We start from the raw sequence: 18207 nt of genomic DNA on the forward strand, positions 1-18207 counted from the left end.
CGGCGGCACCCCGCGCCGCACGTCCCCCGCGCCCGAAACCCCCGCGCCAACGCGGCCAGATGCCCGCGCGGAGGTTTCGACACCATGCCGCCGCCGCCGCACCAGCGCCGCGCCGAAACCCCCGCGCCGCCCGGCGGCACCCCGCGCCGCGCGTCCCCCGCGGCACCCGTCCCCCGCGCCGCCCGCGCGGACGCAAAAGGGCCGCTCCCCCGGAGGAGAGCGGCCCTTCGTTCGCGCCATCAGCTAGTGCAGCTCGACCCGCTTCGGCAGCGTGAACACCAGCGCGAACGCCGCGACCGCGAACGCCGCGCTCACGGCGAGGGCCGGGGTCGCCGCCTGGCCGAACGCCGCCGGCAGGTCGGCGGGGCTGGCGATCGGGCCGATGTTGCCGAACAGCACGGAGCCGATGATCGCGATGCCGATGGCCGCGCCGATGCGCTGCATGACGCCGATCACGCCGCTCGCGGCACCGGCCTCGGAGCGGTCGACGGTCGCGACGATGAACCGCGCGTTCGGGGCGATGAAGAGCCCCGCGCCGAAGCCGGCGACCACGAGCGGACCCAGGAGGTCCCAGTTCGTGAGGTCGGCCGTAGGCACGAGCAGCAGGATGAGGAACAGCGCTATGAGCCCGATCGAGAGCAGCGCGTTGCCGATCACGAGCACGGTGCGCCCGAGGCGCTGGGCCAGCCGGTCGCTCTGGGACGCGCCGATGATGTTGCCGATCGCGAACGGGATCGACACGAGGCCCGACTCGAGCGCGGTGTGCCCGAGACCCGCCTGCCAGAGGATCGAGATCGTGAAGAAGATGCTCGTGAAGCCGGCGAAGAACACCAGGGCGAGAATCGTGCCACCGGTGAACGCGGGGTGCGAGAACAGGTGGGGCGGGACGAGCGGCTCCACGCCGCCCGCGGCGACCCGGCGCTCCCAGAGGGCGAACAGCACCAGCAGCACCACTCCCCCGGCGATCGACAGGTAGGTCCACAGCGGCCATCCCGCATCCTGGCCCTGGATGAGCGGGACGAGGATCGCGACGAGCGAGGCGCTCAGCAGCAGCAGACCGACGAGGTCGGTCGAGGTCTTCTTGCCCGCGGCGCCCTTCGGCAGCAGCACCGCGGCGGCGATGAGCGCGACGACGCCGATCGGCAGGTTCACCGCGAAGATCCAGCGCCAGCCGTTCTCGGTGCCGAGCGCCTCGATGAGGAGCCCGCCCACGATGGGGCCGAGCGCGGACGAGACGCCGATCACGGCGCCCATGATGCCGAAGGCCTTGCCGCGGGTGCGAGGCGGGAACAGCAGCTGGATGAACGCGGTGACCGCCGGCAGGAAGATGCCGCCGCCGAGCCCCTGCACGACCCGCGCGACGATGAGGCCGGTCGAGTCGAGGGCGAGTCCGCACGCGAGCGAGGCGCCCGTGAAGATCGCGAGTCCGGTGAAGAACACCCACTTGTGCCCGAAGCGGTCGCCGATGCGGCCCGCCGGGATGAGCACGAGCCCGAAGGCGAGCGCGTAGCCGGAGATGATCCACGAGAGCGTGGCCTCCGAGGCATCCAACGAGGTTCGAATGGTGGGTAGCGCGACATTCACGATGGTGGTGTCGAGCAGCGCCATGAACATGCCCGCGAGGAGCACGATCAGAGCGAGCCAGGCTTTCCTGGGAACCTCGGTCGAGGCGTTGAAGGCGGCCGTGTCAGGGCCGACGGTGGGGCTGGTCATGAGGGGTGGTGTCCTTTCCGGGACGTTTCGTCGTGGAGGATTTCGGGCAGTGCAGAGAGAAGTTCTTCGTGGTAGTCGATCTCGGCCTGGAGCCGGTGCCAGTCGTGCTTGACGACGTGCTTCTCAGTGAGCGTCAGGTACTTGCCGATGCGGTCCTGGTGCGACTTCTCCGCCTCGAGTCGGGCTCGGAACTCGGCGAGCCGCGCCTCGAGCACGTCGCGCACTCCAGGAAGGTTCTCGGGGCCCAGGCGCGCCATGCCGAGATCGAAGGGATCGGGGCGGTACACGATCGTCTCGAGCGCCTCGAGTCGGATGGCCGCCAGGGATTCGTGGCCGGCATCCGTGATCTCGTACACCTGTCGCTCGGGGTAGTTGCCCTCCCGCTCAACGCGCAGCGCGTCTATCAACCCCTCGGCCGCCAGGCGCTTGATGGCGCCGTAGATGGCTCCGGGAGTCACGTCCGCCCATTCCGCGATGTGCTCCTCGTCGGCGAGGAGACGCAGCGCGTGCCCGTGCATGGGACCGCGCTCGGCAAGCGAGCCGAGGATGAAGAGTCGGATGGATGACACGCGAGTACTCTTGCATGACTAGTCGCCTAAGAGCAACTGTTGCTCGATAGTCAGCACTCCACTACGGTGTGAGCACGGCTCACGTGTAGTGCGCTGCATCCACGACGAAGTACCCGAGGTTCGATCCATGCAGCGTCGCAAACTACTTGCCATCCTCGCGAGCCTGAGCCTCGCGCTCACCCTGCTCACGACTCCCACCGTGGCGATCGGTGACGAGCCCGAGGCGTCCCTTCTCACATTCGACGGTGTGGGCATCCCCACCGCGAGCGGGCTCGGCACCGTGGGCTCGACCCTCACAGCACTCACGGGGACGTGGGAGCCCGCCCCGGACGCCTTCGACTACCAGTGGACCCGCGACGGCGCCGACATCGATGGCGCCACCTCCGACACGTACCAGGTCGTTGACGCCGACGCGTCGCTCCCGGTCGCCGTTCGGATCACGGCCCACAAGGAGGGCTACGACTCAACCTCAGCCACGAGCGCAGGCGTCAGCATCGCGCCGCTCCAGCTCACGGCGACCCCCGTGCCCGTGGTGACCGGCACGGGAGTCGTCGGATCAGTGCTCACCGCAGATACCGGTGCATGGGAGCCAACTCCGCTGGTGCTGAGCTACCAGTGGCTTCGCGACGGAACGACGATCGCCGACGCCAACCAGTCCACGTACATCCCGTCCGTCGGCGATGCCACCCACGCGATCTCTGTCACCGTCACAGGGTCGCGCACGGGCTACGCCGCGGTCTCCCGCACGAGCGAGCCGAGAGTCGTACTCCGCGCCCTCACGGCGACGCCCGTGCCGATCATCGCCGGGTCGATGACCGTCGGCAGCGTGCTGACCGCGGCGGCAGGGGTCTGGGCTCCCGCTACGGTCACCCTCACCTACCAGTGGAAGCGTGACGGCACCCCCATCTCCGGCGCGAGCAGGGCGGCCTACAAACTCACCGCCGCCGACGTCGCGAAGTCCATCACCGTGGAGGTGAGCGGGGTGAAGGCCGGGTATGGCCCGGTAACCCGCACGAGTGCGGCCAGAATTCTCTTCGGCGCACTGACCGCCGCACCCGTTCCGTTGGTCTCCGGCACCACTGTGATCGGCTCGGTCCTTACCGTGAACCCCGGGATCTGGGCGCCAGCCCCCGTGGCGCTGACGTACCAGTGGAAGCGCGGCGGCGTGGCCATCCCTGGCGCCACGGCGACCACGTACGAGCTCCTGCCCGGCGATGCGGGAGCCTCCATCACGGTGGCGGTCACCGGGTCTCGCACCAACTACACGACGCTCGTGCGCACGAGCACCGCCCGAGTCGTCGAGCGCGCGCTCGTGCTATCCCCGGTGCCGGTGATCTCCGGCGCACCCGACGTCGGCAAGACCCTCTCCGTCATCCCCGGCGCGTGGACCCCCGCCCCGGTGGTGCTCACGTACCAGTGGCTGCGTGACGGCACGAAGATCACCGGGGCCACCAAGCCCACCTACGTCCTGACCGCGGCGGACGCAGGCCGGGCGCTCTCCGTTGTCGTGGTCGGGAGCAAGGCCGGATACACCCGCCTCACCCGAACGAGCCCGGAGACCATCGTGAGCAAGGTGCTCACGGCAGCTGTGCCCGCCATCACGGGAACCGTGCGGGTCGGCTCCACCGTGACGGCGTCCACGGGCGCGTGGGGGCCCGATCCTGTCACCCTCTCCTACCAGTGGAAGCGCGGGGGTGTCGCGATACCCGGCGCCACCGACCAGACCTACACGCCCACGGCGCTCGACGCGGCCAAGAGCCTCACGGTGACCGTGACCGGCTCGAAGGAGGAGTACACCACGACGGCGCGCACGAGTCTCGCCAAGGTGGTGCAGGGCGTACTCACAGCCACGCCCACGCCGAGCATCAGCGGCACTACCACCGTCGGGTACCGGCTCTACGCGGTCCCGGGCGCGTGGGCGCCCGCACCCGTCGCCCTCTACTACCAGTGGATGCGAAATGGTTCGCCCATCGCCGGTGCGACGGGCTCGTCGTACGTGACGACGAAGTACGACTACAACCACGAGGTCAGCGTGCGAGTCACGGGCACCAAGGCGAGCTACCTCTCGGTGGCGCTCACGAGCGACCCGGTATGGATCAGCGCCCCGGCCATGCCCGCCGACAAGGACTGCAAGGACTTCTCATCGCACGCCGCCGCGCTGGCCTTCTTCCTGTTCTGGTACCCGTACTACGGCGACTTCGCGCGACTCGACGGCGACAACGACATGAACCCCTGCGAGTCGCTGCGCTGACCGCCCGCGCGGCGGGTTACGCCGTATGTCGGGGTTGATTGCTCCGGTGAAGCAGGCTGCCTAGGCTCGGCCCAACGCACAACGATCCAAAAAGGAGAGCCACCATGAGCGACTGGAAGTTCGAAACCAAGCAGGTCCACTCGGGTGCGCAGCCCGACCCCACCACCAACGCCCGCGCGACGCCCATCTACAAGACCACGTCCTACGTGTTCAACAGCACGCAGCACGCGCAGAACCTGTTCGCGCTCGCCGAGTTCGGCAACATCTACACGCGCCTCATGAACCCCACCACCGATGTGGTCGAGCAGCGCGTCGCTGCCCTCGAGGGCGGCACCGCGGCGCTCGCCGTGGCCTCCGGCTCCTCCGCGATCACCTACGCGGTGCTGAACATCGCGCGCGCCGGTGACCACATCGTCTCCAGCTCGTCGATCTACGGCGGCACGTACAACCTCTTCAAGTACACGCTCGCGAACCTCGGCATCGAGGTCACCTTCGTCGAGGACCAGGACGACGCCGCCGAGTGGGCCGCCGCCGTGCGTCCCAACACGAAGCTCTTCTTCGCGGAGACCATCGGCAACCCGAAGATCAACATCCTCGACATCGAGAAGGTCGCGGGGATCGCCCACGAGAACAACCTTCCGCTCATCGTCGACAACACGATCGCGACGCCGTACCTGATCCGCCCGTTCGAGTTCGGCGCCGACATCGTCGTGCACTCGGCGACGAAGTTCCTCGGCGGCCATGGCACGGTCATCGCCGGCGTGATCGTGGACGGCGGCAAGTTCCCGTGGGCGGCCAACGCCGACAAGTTCCCCGGTCTGACCGAGCCCGACCCGAGCTACCACGGCGCGAGCTACACCGGCGTGCTGGGCGACGCGATCGCGTACGTGATCAAGATCCGCGTCACCCTCCTCCGCGACACCGGTGCCGCCCTCTCCCCCGACAGTGCGTTCTCCCTCATCCAGGGCATCGAGACGCTGAGCCTGCGCATCGAGCGCCACGTGCAGAACACGCAGGAGATCGCCGAGTGGCTCGAGAACCACCCGGATGTCGCGAGCGTGAACTACTCCGGCCTCCCGAGCAGCCCGTGGTACGCGGCCGCCAACAAGTACGCCCCCAAGGGCGTCGGCGCCGTCGTCTCCTTCGAGCTCAAGGGCGGCGTGGACGCCGGCCGCGCTCTCGTCGAGAACGTCGAGCTGTTCAGCCACCTCGCCAACATCGGCGACGTGCGCAGCCTGATCATCCACCCGGCGTCGACCACCCACTCGCAGCTCACGCCCGAGCAGCAGCTCACCACCGGTGTCACGCCCGGCCTGGTGCGCCTCTCGGTCGGCATCGAGAACGTCGACGACCTGAAGGCAGACCTGCAGGCCGGCTTCGACGCCGCCCGCGCGGTCGCCGCCGCCTCCAGCGCCTCGGCCTAGCGAGCGCGCGACACGGCCCCCTCGGTGTAACAAACGAGGGGGCCGTTCGCTTTTCCCCGATACTGGGACTGACATGGATTGGCAGACACCAGAGGACACGGTCCCATCGGCCTTCATCACCGAGGCCAACGCGCGCTCGGTCCTCGGCAAGCCGCCCGCCACCGGTGCGTGGCGCGAGGGCGACCCGGTCGGCAACCGACAGTTCGCCTCCCTCGGCGCCATGACCCTGGAGCGCGGCGGCGAGCTGCCGTCGGTCCGCGTGGCCTACGAGACCGTCGGCACGCTCAACGCCGACCGGTCGAACGCGATCCTCGTCGTCCACGCGCTCACCGGCGACAGCCACGTGGTGGGCAGCCCGGGCCCGGGGCACCCCACCGGCGGCTGGTGGAGCGGACTGGTCGGCCCCGGCAAGGCGATCGACACCGACCGGTGGTTCGTGGTCGCCCCGAACATGCTGGGGGGATGCCAGGGCACCACCGGCCCCGCCTCGCACGCGCCCGACGGCGCCGAGTGGGGGCGGCGGTTCCCGTTCGTCACCATCCGGGACCAGGTCGCGGTGCAGCTCGCGCTCACCGACGCCCTCGGCATCGACCGCTGGGCTGCCGTCATCGGCGGCTCGATGGGCGGGATGCAGTCGCTCGAGTGGGCCGTCAGCTACCCCGACCGGCTCGAGCGCGTCGCCGTCCTCGCGGCCCCGGCCTTCTCCAACGCCGACGCGATCGCGCTCAACTTCCTGCAGTCCGAGGCCGTGCACCTCGACCCGGCGTTCGCCGACGGCGACTACTACGAGGCTGCGGAAGGCGAGGGGCCGCACCGCGGGCTCGCCCTGGCCCGGAGGATGGCGCTGCACAGCTACCGCTCCCCCGACGAGCTCAACGACCGCTTCGAGCGCAGCTGGCAGAGCGGCCTGAGCCCGCTCGGCGGGGGCGGCAAGTACGCGGTGGAGAGCTACCTCGACTACCACGGCAACAAGTTCACCCGCCGCTTCGACGCCAACAGCTACCTCACGCTCGTGAGCGCGATGAGCTCGCACGACGTGGGCCGCGGCCGCGGCGGCACCGCCAAGGCGCTCGCCGGCGCCACCCCCGCCGCGCTCGTGCTCGGCATCGACAGCGACCGCCTGTACCCGGTGGTGGAGCAGGAGTACCTCGCGGCCCACCTTCCGGGCAACATCGACGGCACCGCGCCGCACATCATCTCCTCGCCGTTCGGCCATGACGGCTTCCTCATCGAGGACAAGCAGGTCGGCACGCAGATCCAGAGACTCCTCGACACGGAGCCAGCCAACATCTGAGTAAAGCTCCTGTAGGGCTACACTGACCCTCAGCATCCCGGGGTCCGTGCCCCGGCGCCGAGGGGGATCTCATGAAGGCAGTCGAAACGGTGCGCGTCGCCGTGGTGGACTCCCACGCCCTCGTCGCCGAGGGGCTCGCCGCGCTGCTCGAGCAGGCGAAGCTCGAGGTGGTGTGCACGGTGTCGAGCTGGGCGCAGCTGATCGGGCATCCCGCCATGCCCGCCGACGTCGTGGTGCTCGACCTGCACCTGCACGACGGCCTCCTCATCGGCTCGCGGGTGCGCGAGCTCACCGCGCTCGGCGCCAGCACGGTGGTGGTGAGCAGGCGCACGGATGCCTCCTCCGTCGCGACCGCGATGCGCGCCGGTGCACGGGCCTTCGTGGCGACGACCGATTCCGCGCGCGACCTCGTCACCGCGGTGCGCACTGCGGCCACGGGCGGCCACCACCTCGCTGAGCACCGGGCGGACGCGCTGCGGACCGCGCGGTCGGGCCCCGACGCCGGACTCGGCCGCCAGGAGGAGCGCGCGCTCGTGCTCTACTCGACCGGCCGCTCCCTGCGCGAGGTCGCCGATGTCATGGACACCACGGAGGAGACCGTGAAGTCGTACATCAAGCGCGCCCGACGCAAGTACCGCGACCTCGGGATCGACATCGGCACCCGCCACCAGCTGCGCCACTACTCGAGCGCCCAGGGCTGGACCGTCCCCGACTAGCCAGCACTACCATCGAGGCATGCGGCGCCCCCTCTCGCTCACCCTCGCCCTCGTCGCGCTCGGCGCCCTCTCCGGCTGCGCCGCTCCCACGCCCGAGCTCCCGGCCGCGATCACCGCGAGCGTCTTCCAGAACCGCTTCGACTACAGCCTGCGCGTGCTCGAGATCAAGGTCCGCAACGGCACGGATGCCCCGATCACCGTCACCCGCGCCGCCTTCGAGTCGACCCGCTTCGCCGAGCCCGCCGTGTGGGACCGCCCGCAGGAGGTCCCGGCGGGCGCGGCCCGCGACCTGAAGGTGCAGCTGCCCGACCCGGTGTGCAACGGAGCGGACCCGGTCGACTCCGTCACCCTCGAGGTGGCGCTGGCCGACGGGACGACCGGTACCCTCACGGTCACCCCGTCCGACGAGCAGGGACGGGTGGACACCATCAACGAGGAGGACTGCCTCGGGGTGTCGGTTGCCGCCGTGGCCACGATCACCCCGCCCGCCGCGCTCGACTGGACCCCGGGCGCGCACGCCCCCGTGCCCCTCGACCTCGAGATCACGCCGACCGGGGGCGACGGCACGGTCACCGTCCACGCCGCGAAGGGCACCGTGCTGCTCGGCCTCACCGACGAGACGGGCGCGGCGATCACGGTGATGCCGGTGGAGCGGGTCGTCGACGCCTCGGCGCCGGCGAGCAGCATCCGGCTCTTGCTCGTGCCGAACCGGTGCGACGCGCACGCGGTCGAGGAGGACAAGCGCGGCACCTTCTTCCCGCTCGACGTGGAGACCGGCGACGGACGGTCGGGCACCGTCTACATCGCGGTGAGTGACGAGGTGCGCCGAAGCCTCTACGAGTTCTACGCGGACTACTGCGGTCTTCCCGGTGCGTCACCCCCACTTGAGGGGCTCCCTGTGGCACCATGACGCCAATGGATCTCATAGCCAAGGAGCGCGACCGGCTGCTCCAACGCACCGCCCGCGTCTACGGCCTGAGCTTCACCATTGTCTCGCTCGTGTGCCTCGCGATTCCCGGGGCGGTCGACATGGCGAGCTTCTTCGTCTGCCTGCCCCTCTACCTGATCATCGCGTTCTGCCAGTACCGCATCGGCTCGAGCCGCTCGATGCTGTGGGCGATCCCCATCCTGGTCGCCGGCCTCGCCGTGATCGGCGTCGTGGCACTGCTCGCCCCGGAGGCCACCGGCCAGGCCGGCGTCTCCGCCGTCGCGCAGTTGAGCGCTGCATCCATGGCCTCGACGGCCATCGTGCTGACCACCGAACTGCTGCGCCGCATCTTCCTGGGAGGAGCGTTCGCCCTCACGCTCGGCGTGACCACATTCCTCATGATGCCGTTCCAGCCGGTCGGCCGCACCATCGCGCTCGTGGTGCTCGGCTGGGTGCTCGCCACCATCATCGGCTTCTGGATCAGCGCCGGCGTACCGCAGGCCGCGCGCCGCATCGCGAGCATCGGCCGCGCCCACCGCGCCGAGCGCCAGGCCAGTGAGACCGAGGCCCAGCGCCGCCAGGGTGCACGGCTGCTGCACGACACCGTGCTCGCCACGCTCACGCTCCTCGCCCACTCCGGCGTGGGGGTGGCTCCGGATGCCATGCGCCAGCAGGCCGCGGACGACGCCCGCCTCTTGCGCCAACTGCGGCTGGGTGCGACCCCCACACCGCAGTCGTCCGGCGTCTACAACCTGGAGAACAACGAGGAGACCGTGCTCGGCACGACCCTCGAGTCCGTGAAGCAGCGCTTCGGCCGCATGGGCCTCGAAGTCAGCTGGCACGGCACCGGCCAGGTGCTGCTGCCGAGCGACGTGCTCGACGCCTTCCTTCTCGCCCTCGCCGAGTGCCTCGAGAACGTGCGCCGCCACTCGGGAGTGACGGAGGCCCACGTGACCATCACGGAGGACGAGACCATGGTGCGCGCGATGGTCACCGACTCGGGCGTGGGGTTCACCCTCGACGACGTCGACTCGGCGCGGCTGGGCTTCAAGGAGTCAGTCGTCGCCCGGCTCAAGGACGTGGGCGGCAAGGCCCGCCTGTTCTCGGCCCCCGGCTCGGGAACGACAGTCGTGCTGGAGGTGCCCCGGTGAGCTACGCGCCGCCCGAGGAGAACACCCTCGGCGTCATCCTCGGCCGCGGAAAACGGCGCGAGGCGGATGCCACGCGCCGGGTAATCCGGGCCGCGACCCCCCACCGCTCCAGCCTCGGCACCGGGTTCATCGGCATCGGAGCCGCCATCGTGTGCGGCCTGCGCGCCGTCTACGGGCTCGCCTGGTTCGTGGGCCAGGCCGCCGCGGGCGACGTCTACCGCGAGCTCTGGCCCGCCGCCGCCGCGTGGGGCGTCCTGCTCGCCGTGCTCATCGCCACCTTCGTCGTCTCCCGCGTGCTCGGCCACCTGCCCGACTGGATGTTCGCGATCTTCCTCGCCGGCCTCGCCGCGGCGGTCGCGCTCGACCTGTACGCGATCTGGCCCCTGCACGACATCGGCCGGCACGCGACCGCGGCCGTGACCGCGGGCATGGGCCTCATCGTGGTGATCACGCTGCGCCGCACCCGCGACATCCTCATCGCCGTGATCGTGCTGGGCGTCGCCCTCCTGGCCGCGATGATCGTCAACACCCCCTTCGACCCCGAGTACTTCGCGCCGCAGATCACCACCCTGGCGTTCGCGGTGCTGCCCGCCGTGATCGGCATCGTCGTGATCGGCGGCTTCCGCCGGCTCGTGCAGGTGGAGCTCGACCGCGTTCTCGTGCAGAGCACGGTCTCCGCACCCCGCTTCGCCGTCGGGATGATGGCGTCCGAGGAGCTCGCACGGCTCGACCTCGCCGCCGAGGAGCTACTCGACACCGTTGCCACCGGCAAGGTGAAACTGCCCCTCGACCCGAAGACCGCCTCGGTCGCGGCATCCCTCGCCACCGAGCTCAGGCTGCACCTCATCGAGGGCCGCCGGGAGACGTGGCTGTACCACGCGATCACCGAGTCCGACCATCTCGGCAAGGCCGTGACGCTCAACGACAAGTCGAGCCTCGCGGGGCTGCTCGACCCGCAGCAGCGCGACGGGCTGCTCTCCACGGCGTGGCTGCTCGTGAGCGACGGCACCAAGAACGTGAGCCGAAGCGTGCAGATCACCGTCGGACCGGCCACCGACTCGCTCGAGACGCGCGAGGGCCGGAAGATCACGGTTCCGATCGTGATCGAGACCACGGGTGTGGCGCGCAATCGCGTGGACCCCGCGACGTGGGAGGCTATCCGCAAAGTCGGGCAGTACAGCGACTCGACCCAGAACTCCAGCCTTCGCGTCGACATCGAGTGCCTCGTGGACAACCCGGCGGACCAGTAGCAGCCCCAACCCCAGCAGTACCCCTACAGAAGGACAGAATCGTGACTGACTCGACTGACCGCATCCGCGTCGCCCTCGTCGACGACCACAGGATGCTGCTCGGCGCCCTCACGGAGTGGATCGGCAACGCCGCTGACGACATCGCGATGGTCGCCGCCGTGCCGACCTGGCCCGAGCTCATCACGCACCCCGAGTTCCCCGTCGATGTCGTACTCCTCGATCTCGACCTCAAGGACAACATCCCGGTGTCCCTCAAGATCAACACGCTCAAGACCACGGGCGTGAAGGTCGTGCTCATGAGCACCTACTCCGAGCCCAACGTCGTGCGCGAGGCGCTCGCCTCCGGTGCGCTCGGCTACCTCGTCAAGAGCGAGGACGCCGGGATGATCGTGGAGGCCATTCGCGCCGCAGCGAAGGGCGAGTCGTTCATCTCCGCCGAGCTCGACCTCGCGCTCAACGCCGGCGAGATCGGCGGCTCCCCCAAGCTCAGCGCCCAGGAGCGCCGCGTCATGGCACTGTACGGCGGCGGCGAGCCCGTCAAGGCCGTGGCCTTCCAGCTCAGCATCTCCGAGGAGACCGCGAAGAGCTACCTCAAGCGCATCCGCGAGAAGTACCGCGTCGCGGGCTTCGACGTGGGCACCAAGGTGGCGCTACGCAAGCGTGCGATCGAGGACGGGATCCTCGTCGAGAGCGACCTGCCCCGCAACTTCTGAGCGACGGCCTCGGCGCTCGAGAGCCAGGCTCACGAGCGCCAGGCCGACGCCGGGCACGCACAGCAGGAGGCCGACCCACGTCGGCGAGAGGTACCCGAGGCCCGCAGCGATCGTGATGCCGCCGAGGTAGGCGCCCAGGCTGTTGCCGATGTTGAGCGCCGAGTGGTTGATCGCCGCCGCGATCGACTGGCTGTCACCGGCCACGTCCATGAGCCGGGTCTGGATCGCGGGCGAGAGCGCCGAAGCGGCGCCGCTCACCAGGAACACGAAGACGAACAGCCCCACGGGGTACTGCGCCGTGAGGGCGAACCCGGTGAGCGCCACCGCGAAGAGCCCGAAGCAGATGAACAGTGTGCGCATGACGTGGTGGTCGGCGCCGCGGCCGCCCGCCAGGTTGCCGATGGTCATGCCGAGCCCCGCCGCGACGAGCACGAACGGCACGAGGCCGACGTCGAGGTGCGCGACGTTCGTGGCCACCGGGGAGACGAACGTGTACACGGCGAAGAACCCGCCGAACCCGAGCGAGCCGAGCAGGAGCGTCAGCCACACCTGGGGCCGGGTGAATACCCCGAGCTCGCGGCGCATCGTCGCGGCCGGGTCGCCGGCCTGCAGCGGGACCAGGAAGGCCACCGCCGCGAAGGTGAGGGCGAACACGATCGCGACCGCGAGGTAGGCGATGCGCCAGCTCGTGTTCTGGCCGAGGAAGGTGATCGCGGGCACGCCCACGACGTTCGCGATGGTGAGGCCGGCCAGCACGAGGGCGACGCCCTGCCCGCGCTTGCCCGGGCCCATCAGCGACGCGGCGACCAGCGCGGCGATGCCGAAGTACGCGCCGTGCGGCAGGGCGGCGACGAACCGTGCGACGAGCACCAGCTCGAACGTGGGAAGGAGGGCGGAGGCGACGGTGCCGAGCACGAACACTCCCACGCACGCGAGCAGGAGCTGCTTGCGCGGGAAGCGCGCGGCGAGGGCGGCGATCGTCGGGGCGCCCACGACGACTCCCAGCGCGTAGGCGGAGACGAGCCATCCCGCCTGCGCGTTCGCCTTCTCGTGCGACACCGCCCAGACGTGCGGCAGGAGGTCGGCGGCCAGGTTCGGCAGCAGGCCCATCGCCACGAACTCGGTGAGCCCGATGCCGAAGCCGCCCAGGGCGAGGGCGAGGATCGCGAGCCGGACGCGGGCCGGTGAGAGTGCGGGTGCGGGGGTCGCTGCGGGGAGGGTCATTCTGGCCGATCGTGAGGGAGGCGGAACGCTCACCGTCGAGCCGCGTACCAGTCTACGACCGGGGCGCGTCGGCCCGATCGGCGAACGGCCACACCGAGGGCAGCCAGCTCTCGTTGGGGTCGTCGTCCGCGCCCGGCTGCAGCGGAGCCCTGACAACGGCGAGCACCGCCCAGCCGAGCAGCACGAACTCGAGGATGTTGCGCACCGTGAGCACCGAGAGGAGCAGCGGGTTGAGGTACAGCAGCTCCAGGTACAGGTACGGGTACAGGGCCTGCGTGAGGGCTGCGATCACGAGCGCGAGGGACGCCGGGAAGCGGAACGAGCGCCCGTGCCCCGAGGCGCTCGTCGCGAGGCCCAGCACCACGGGCACGGCGAGCCAGCCGATGAACTGCGGCGAGCCGACCTTGTTCACGGCGATCAGTGTCGTGACGAGGGCTAGGGCGAGCGGCGGGAACAGGTCTCCGGCCGAAGCCCCCGCCCGCGTCGCCCGCACGCCGAGCAGCGCTACGACGAGCACCGCGAGGCCGAGCAGCGGCGTCATCAGGGCGGCGGCGACCTCGATGCCGGGGCCCTGCACCTGGTAGGTGAGGATGTCGTTGTCGTAGTACACCTGCGCACCGGGCACGCCGGCGAGCGCCTGCCAGAGCCACAGGGTGGCGACGGGCGACTCGACCTGCACCCCCCTGCCGGTCTGCTGGGTGATGAAGCTGAACACGTTGAGCCCGCTGCCGAGGGCTACCGCGACGATGACGATCACGGCCGAGACCACGAGAACAGCGGCGAGGATGCGCCAGCGGTCCTTGAGCGCGATGAGCGCGGCCCCCACCAGGGCCGCCGGCCAGACCTTCACCCAGGTCGCGATCGCCAGGATCACCGCTGCCGCCCGCGGACGGGTCGCGATCAGGGTGACGCCCACGAGGGCGAGGGGCACGGTCACCGAGTCGATCCGTCCGAGGGCGATGGGCCCCAGGAGGAGCAGGAACGCCACCCACCACCAGGCCACTGCCGTGCGCTCGCGGGAGCGGCCCCATCCCGTCACGAACCCGAAGGCCACGGCATCCAGCAGCATGACCATGGTCAGCCACGTGCTGCCGTACTGGTCGGGGCCGAAGAGGGTGGCCGCGAACATCGGCGCCAGGGCCACGACGGGGTATACCCAGACGCTGTCGATGCCGACCCAGAAGTCGGCGGCCGTGGCCTGGTCCATCCAGAACTTGTAGACGATCGTCACGTCGCCGAGCGGCAGCCCGGGCGCGTACAGATTGAGCAGGCCGAGCCAGAGGTGCACGAGCAGGAACGCGGCCCACACCGTGGCGGGGCTTCGCACGACGGCGAGGAGGACGCCGAGGGCGGTCCGGGTCTTGGGCACAGGACAGCGTAACCCGGTAACAATTCGTCGCCGGTTCGCCCCGCGCCGCGCCCCTGCGGGATGATTGCCGTACACAGCATCCCCAGAGGAGACAGCCATGACCCGCACCCTTCGCGCCGTCGCCGCACTCGGCGCCGCAACCCTCGCCCTCTCGCTCGCCGCGTGCGCGCCGACCACCGACGCCGCAGGCGAGGCGAGCGGCTACGTCACCGACGGCAAGCTCACTATCGGCACCGGCGAGCCCGCCTACTACCCGTGGGTCATCGACGACGCCCCCGAGTCCGGTGAGGGCTTCGAGTCGGCCATCGCCTATGCCGTCGCGGACCAGCTCGGCTTCGCCAAGGAGGACGTGGTGTGGGTCCGCACGACGTTCGACGAGGCCATCGCCCCCGGCCCCAAGGACTTCGACTTCAACCTGCAGCAGTTCTCCATCACCGACGAGCGCAAGCAGAACGTCGACTTCAGCTCGCCGTACTACGAGACCACGCAGGTCGTCATCACCACGGAGAGCTCGAAGGCGGCCGGCGCCAAGAGCATCGCCGACCTCAAGGACTTCCTGATCGGCGCCCAGACCGGCACGACGAGCTTCGACGCGGTCGAGCAGCAGATCAAGCCGACCGCGGGCGCGCAGGTGTTCAACACCAACGACGACGCCGTGCTGGCCCTGCAGAACGGAACTGTCGACGCGATCGTGCTCGACCTCCCCTCCGCGTTCTACGCGACCGGCGTGCAGCTCGACGGCGGCCTCATCATCGGCCAGCTGCCGCAGCCCGACGGCAAGAGCGGTGACGAGTTCGGCCTCGTGCTCCCCAAGGACAGCCCCCTCACCGCCACGGTCACGGCCGCCGTCGACGCGCTGCGCGACAACGGCACGCTCGCCGATATCGCCAGCACCTGGCTGGCCGACGCGGGGTCTGCTCCGGTCCTCAAGTAGCATTCGGTAGTGATTTCTGAGGAGGCCCGGCGGCCGAGCGCGATAGAGCTCGACCGCCGGGCCTTCCGCCGTCGGCAGGGGCGGCGGTCAGTGCTCATCAGCCTGGCGAGCACCCTCGTGCTCGCGGTCGTCGCGTGGATCACCCTCATCAACACCCCCGGCTGGGCCCGCGTGCAGCAGGGGTTCTTCAACCCCGAGGTCGCGCTCGCGGCACTCCCCCGCATCGGCGAGGGCTTCCTGCTGAACCTCCGGGTGCTGCTCTTCGCGGTGGTCGGCGTTCTCGCGCTGAGCCTCGTCATCGCCGCGATCCGCACACTGCGCGGCCCCGTGTTCTTCCCGCTGCGCGCGCTCGCCTCCGGCTACACGGACCTGTTCCGCGGCATGCCCCTCATCATCACCCTGTACCTGGTGGGGTTCGGCGTTCCGGGGCTCATCGGCTCGGGCGGCCCGCGGATCCCGTCAGAGGTGCTCGGCACCATCGCCCTCGTGCTCACGTACTCGGCGTACGTGAGCGAGGTGTTCCGCGCGGGCATCGAGGCCGTGCATCCCTCGCAGGTGGTCGCCGCCCGCTCGCTGGGCCTCACCCACGGCCAGTCCATGCGGCTCGTGGTGCTGCCGCAGGCCGTGCGCAAGGTGACGCCGGCCCTCATGAACGACTTCATCGCCATGCAGAAGGATGTCGGGCTCATCTCGGTACTGGGCGCCGTCGACGCGGTGCGCGGGGCCCAGATCGAGACGAGCCACTTCTTCAACTACACGCCCTACGTGGTCGCCGGGCTGTTCTTCGTGCTCCTCGCCATCCCGATGATCCGGTTCACGGACTGGTACACGGCCCGCCTCCGGTCGCGCGAGCAGATCGGCGGGATCGTCTCATGACCGAAGTCCTGCGCCTCGAGAACATCTGGAAGTCGTACGGCGAGACCGACGTGCTGCGCGGCATCGACCTCACCGTCGACTCGCACGAGGTCGTCGCCCTGATCGGCGCGAGCGGCTCCGGCAAGTCGACGCTGCTGCGCACGATCAACCTCCTGGAGCGCCTCGACGACGGGCAGGTCTGGCTCGCCGGCACCGACATCTCGACCCCCGCGACCAAGCCCGACCGGGTGCGCGCCCGCATCGGCGTCGTCTTCCAGCACTACAACCTCTTCCCGCACCTGACCGTGCTCGACAACGTCACGCTGGCCTCCCGGCGGGTGCTCGGGATGCCGCGGGCGCAGGCCGAGGCGCGCGGGCTCGAGCTGCTCGACCGCATCGGGCTCGCCGAGCACGCCCGCGCCTTCCCGGACCGCCTCTCGGGCGGGCAGCAGCAGCGCGCCGCGATCGTGCGCGCCGTCGCCGCCAACCCCGAGCTGCTGCTGCTCGACGAGATCACGAGCGCCCTCGATCCCGAGCTCGTCACCGAGGTTCTCGACCTGGTCCGCGAGCTCAAGAACGAGGGCACGACTATCGTCATGGCGACGCACGAGATGGCGTTCGCCCGGGATGTCGCCGACCGCGTCGTGTTCCTCGACCAGGGCCTGATCGCCGAGCAGGGCACGCCCGCCGAGGTGTTCGGCGCGCCGCGCGAGGCGCGGACCCGCGAGTTCCTGTCGCGGTTCATCGGCTAGACGCGGGTTGAGTAGGCCGCCCGCGGCCGTATCGAAACCCCAACCCCGAACTCCCGGTTTCGATACGCGCGCCAGAGCGCGCTACTCAACCCGCGGGTGGGTTGAGTAGGCCGCCCGCGGCCGTATCGAAACCGTGCACCCGCACACCGGGTTTCGATACAGGCGCCAGAGCGCCTTACTCAACCCGCCGGTTTCGATACAGGCGCCAGAGCGCCTTACTCAACCCGCTGCAGGCGCCAGAGCGCCCTACTCAACCCACCAGCAGCCCCGCGATCGTGGCCGGCAGCGCCGCCGCGAGCCCGAGGATCGTGAGCGGACCGCCGTCCGAGGCGCGGGCCGCCGCGAGACCGTGCAGCACCGCGGCGGTGGCGGCGAGGCGCGCGAGCTCGTCGGGATCGTCCGCGATCGCGGCGGAGTGCGTCGCGACGAGGGCGCCGAGGATCCCTGCCAGCGCGTCCCCCGCACCCGCGGTGGCCAGCCAGGTCGGGGCGCTCGCGGCGGAGAGCGAGACGCCCGGGCCCGCGGCGTAGGTCGTGCGGCCCTTGAGCAGCACGGTGATGCCGAGCCGGTCAGCGGTGCGCCGCGCGAACCCGGCGGGGTCGGCGGAGACCTCGGCGCGCGAGACCCCCAGCAGCGCCGCGAGCTCGCCGTGGTGCGGCGTGATCACGACCGGACCGGCGGCCGCCGCGTGCAGCTCGAGCGCTCCCCCGTCGAGCACGACCGGCACCTGCTGGGCCACGGCCGCGCGCGAGCGCTCGTCCGGCGCCTCCATCCCCGAGCCGAGGAGCCAGGCCTGAACGCGCCCGTCCGCCGTCACCGCCTCGGGCCGGCGCTGCAGCACGAGCTCGCGGGCCCCGCCGAGATACCTGATCATCCCGACGCCCGTGTGCGCGGCCGCCTCCACCCCGAGCACCGCGGCACCCGGGTACACCGCCGACCCCGTCACCACGCCCAGTACCCCGCGCGAGTACTTGTCGTCCCGCTCGCCGGGCACGGCGATACGGGAGGCGGCGTCCTGCGGGGTCCACGCGGTGAAGTCGGTCACCCGTCTCACGATAGTTTGG

The 18207-nt window shown here is 70.5% G+C and carries 16 protein-coding genes; 11 read left to right on the forward strand and 5 right to left on the reverse strand.

Annotated elements, in window-relative coordinates; all coding sequences use genetic code 11:
* Nucleotides 1-243 precede the first annotated feature (243 nt).
* Entirely contained in the window at nt 244-1713 is a 1470-nt protein-coding gene (locus tag AC1RTC_RS06485; protein ID WP_493154659.1) for an MFS transporter, read from the reverse strand.
* Nucleotides 1710-2282: a PadR family transcriptional regulator gene (locus tag AC1RTC_RS06490; protein WP_493154660.1), complete on the reverse strand. Its 573-nt coding sequence runs from the start codon at nt 2280-2282 to the stop codon at nt 1710-1712. The genes AC1RTC_RS06485 and AC1RTC_RS06490 overlap by 4 nt, the downstream gene beginning before the upstream one ends.
* 127 nt (nt 2283-2409) lie before the next feature.
* On the opposite strand from AC1RTC_RS06490, the gene AC1RTC_RS06495 reads away from it, so the two are divergent.
* From AC1RTC_RS06495 to AC1RTC_RS06530, 8 genes are all read left to right on the forward strand, one after another.
* Nucleotides 2410-4533 (forward strand): hypothetical protein, encoded by a 2124-nt coding sequence (locus tag AC1RTC_RS06495; RefSeq protein ID WP_493154661.1) that lies wholly within the window; start codon nt 2410-2412, stop codon nt 4531-4533.
* Between the two features lie 56 nt (nt 4534-4589).
* Complete coding sequence (locus AC1RTC_RS06500; protein WP_493154784.1) at nt 4590-5957, forward strand: bifunctional o-acetylhomoserine/o-acetylserine sulfhydrylase; 1368 nt, start codon at nt 4590-4592, stop codon at nt 5955-5957.
* Between the two features lie 73 nt (nt 5958-6030).
* Nucleotides 6031-7251, forward strand: a complete 1221-nt coding sequence (gene metX / locus AC1RTC_RS06505; protein ID WP_493154662.1) for a homoserine O-acetyltransferase MetX — start codon at nt 6031-6033, stop codon at nt 7249-7251.
* Between the two features lie 71 nt (nt 7252-7322).
* Nucleotides 7323-7967 (forward strand): response regulator, encoded by a 645-nt coding sequence (locus tag AC1RTC_RS06510; RefSeq protein ID WP_493154663.1) that lies wholly within the window; start codon nt 7323-7325, stop codon nt 7965-7967.
* Between the two features lie 19 nt (nt 7968-7986).
* Nucleotides 7987-8877, forward strand: coding sequence for a hypothetical protein (locus tag AC1RTC_RS06515; RefSeq protein ID WP_493154664.1), 891 nt, complete (start codon nt 7987-7989; stop codon nt 8875-8877).
* Nucleotides 8878-8882: 5 nt separating this feature from the next.
* Nucleotides 8883-10046, forward strand: a complete 1164-nt coding sequence (locus AC1RTC_RS06520) for a sensor histidine kinase (RefSeq protein WP_493154665.1) — start codon at nt 8883-8885, stop codon at nt 10044-10046.
* Nucleotides 10043-11296: an ABC transporter ATP-binding protein gene (locus tag AC1RTC_RS06525; RefSeq protein WP_493154666.1), complete on the forward strand. Its 1254-nt coding sequence runs from the start codon at nt 10043-10045 to the stop codon at nt 11294-11296. Before AC1RTC_RS06520 ends, AC1RTC_RS06525 begins: the two co-directional genes overlap by 4 nt.
* Nucleotides 11297-11337: 41 nt before the next feature.
* On the forward strand, nt 11338-12009 hold the full coding sequence (locus AC1RTC_RS06530) for a response regulator (protein WP_493154667.1): 672 nt from the start codon (nt 11338-11340) through the stop codon (nt 12007-12009).
* Here AC1RTC_RS06530 and AC1RTC_RS06535 read toward each other — a convergent pair.
* Together AC1RTC_RS06535 and AC1RTC_RS06540 are read right to left on the reverse strand one after the other, a co-directional pair.
* The gene (locus AC1RTC_RS06535) at nt 11947-13233 is read right to left on the reverse strand and encodes an MFS transporter (protein ID WP_493154668.1); all 1287 of its coding nucleotides are present in this window, start codon (nt 13231-13233) and stop codon (nt 11947-11949) included. The two genes, AC1RTC_RS06530 and AC1RTC_RS06535, sit on opposite strands and share 63 nt — an antisense overlap.
* Nucleotides 13234-13285: 52 nt before the next feature.
* A complete protein-coding gene (locus AC1RTC_RS06540; RefSeq protein ID WP_493154669.1) occupies nt 13286-14602 on the reverse strand; it encodes a glycosyltransferase 87 family protein in 1317 nt (438 codons plus the stop codon).
* A gap of 97 nt (nt 14603-14699) precedes the next feature.
* Between AC1RTC_RS06540 and AC1RTC_RS06545 the strand changes: the two genes are divergently transcribed.
* The 3 genes from AC1RTC_RS06545 to AC1RTC_RS06555 are packed head-to-tail and all read left to right on the forward strand — an operon-like array spanning nt 14700 to nt 17143.
* A complete protein-coding gene (locus AC1RTC_RS06545) occupies nt 14700-15536 on the forward strand; it encodes an ABC transporter substrate-binding protein (protein WP_493154670.1) in 837 nt (278 codons plus the stop codon).
* Between the two features lie 9 nt (nt 15537-15545).
* The gene (locus AC1RTC_RS06550; RefSeq protein ID WP_493154671.1) at nt 15546-16412 is read left to right on the forward strand and encodes an amino acid ABC transporter permease; all 867 of its coding nucleotides are present in this window, start codon (nt 15546-15548) and stop codon (nt 16410-16412) included.
* Nucleotides 16409-17143, forward strand: a complete 735-nt coding sequence (locus AC1RTC_RS06555) for an amino acid ABC transporter ATP-binding protein (RefSeq protein WP_493154672.1) — start codon at nt 16409-16411, stop codon at nt 17141-17143. Before AC1RTC_RS06550 ends, AC1RTC_RS06555 begins: the two co-directional genes overlap by 4 nt.
* Before the next feature lie 250 nt (nt 17144-17393).
* Here the strand turns inward: AC1RTC_RS06555 and AC1RTC_RS06560 are convergent, their stop codons facing one another.
* Entirely contained in the window at nt 17394-18188 is a 795-nt protein-coding gene (locus tag AC1RTC_RS06560; protein ID WP_493154673.1) for an ADP-dependent NAD(P)H-hydrate dehydratase, read from the reverse strand.
* Between the last annotated feature and the right edge of the window lie 19 nt (nt 18189-18207).

Source organism: Rhodoglobus sp. GW821-FHT12B09 (assembly GCF_058809925.1).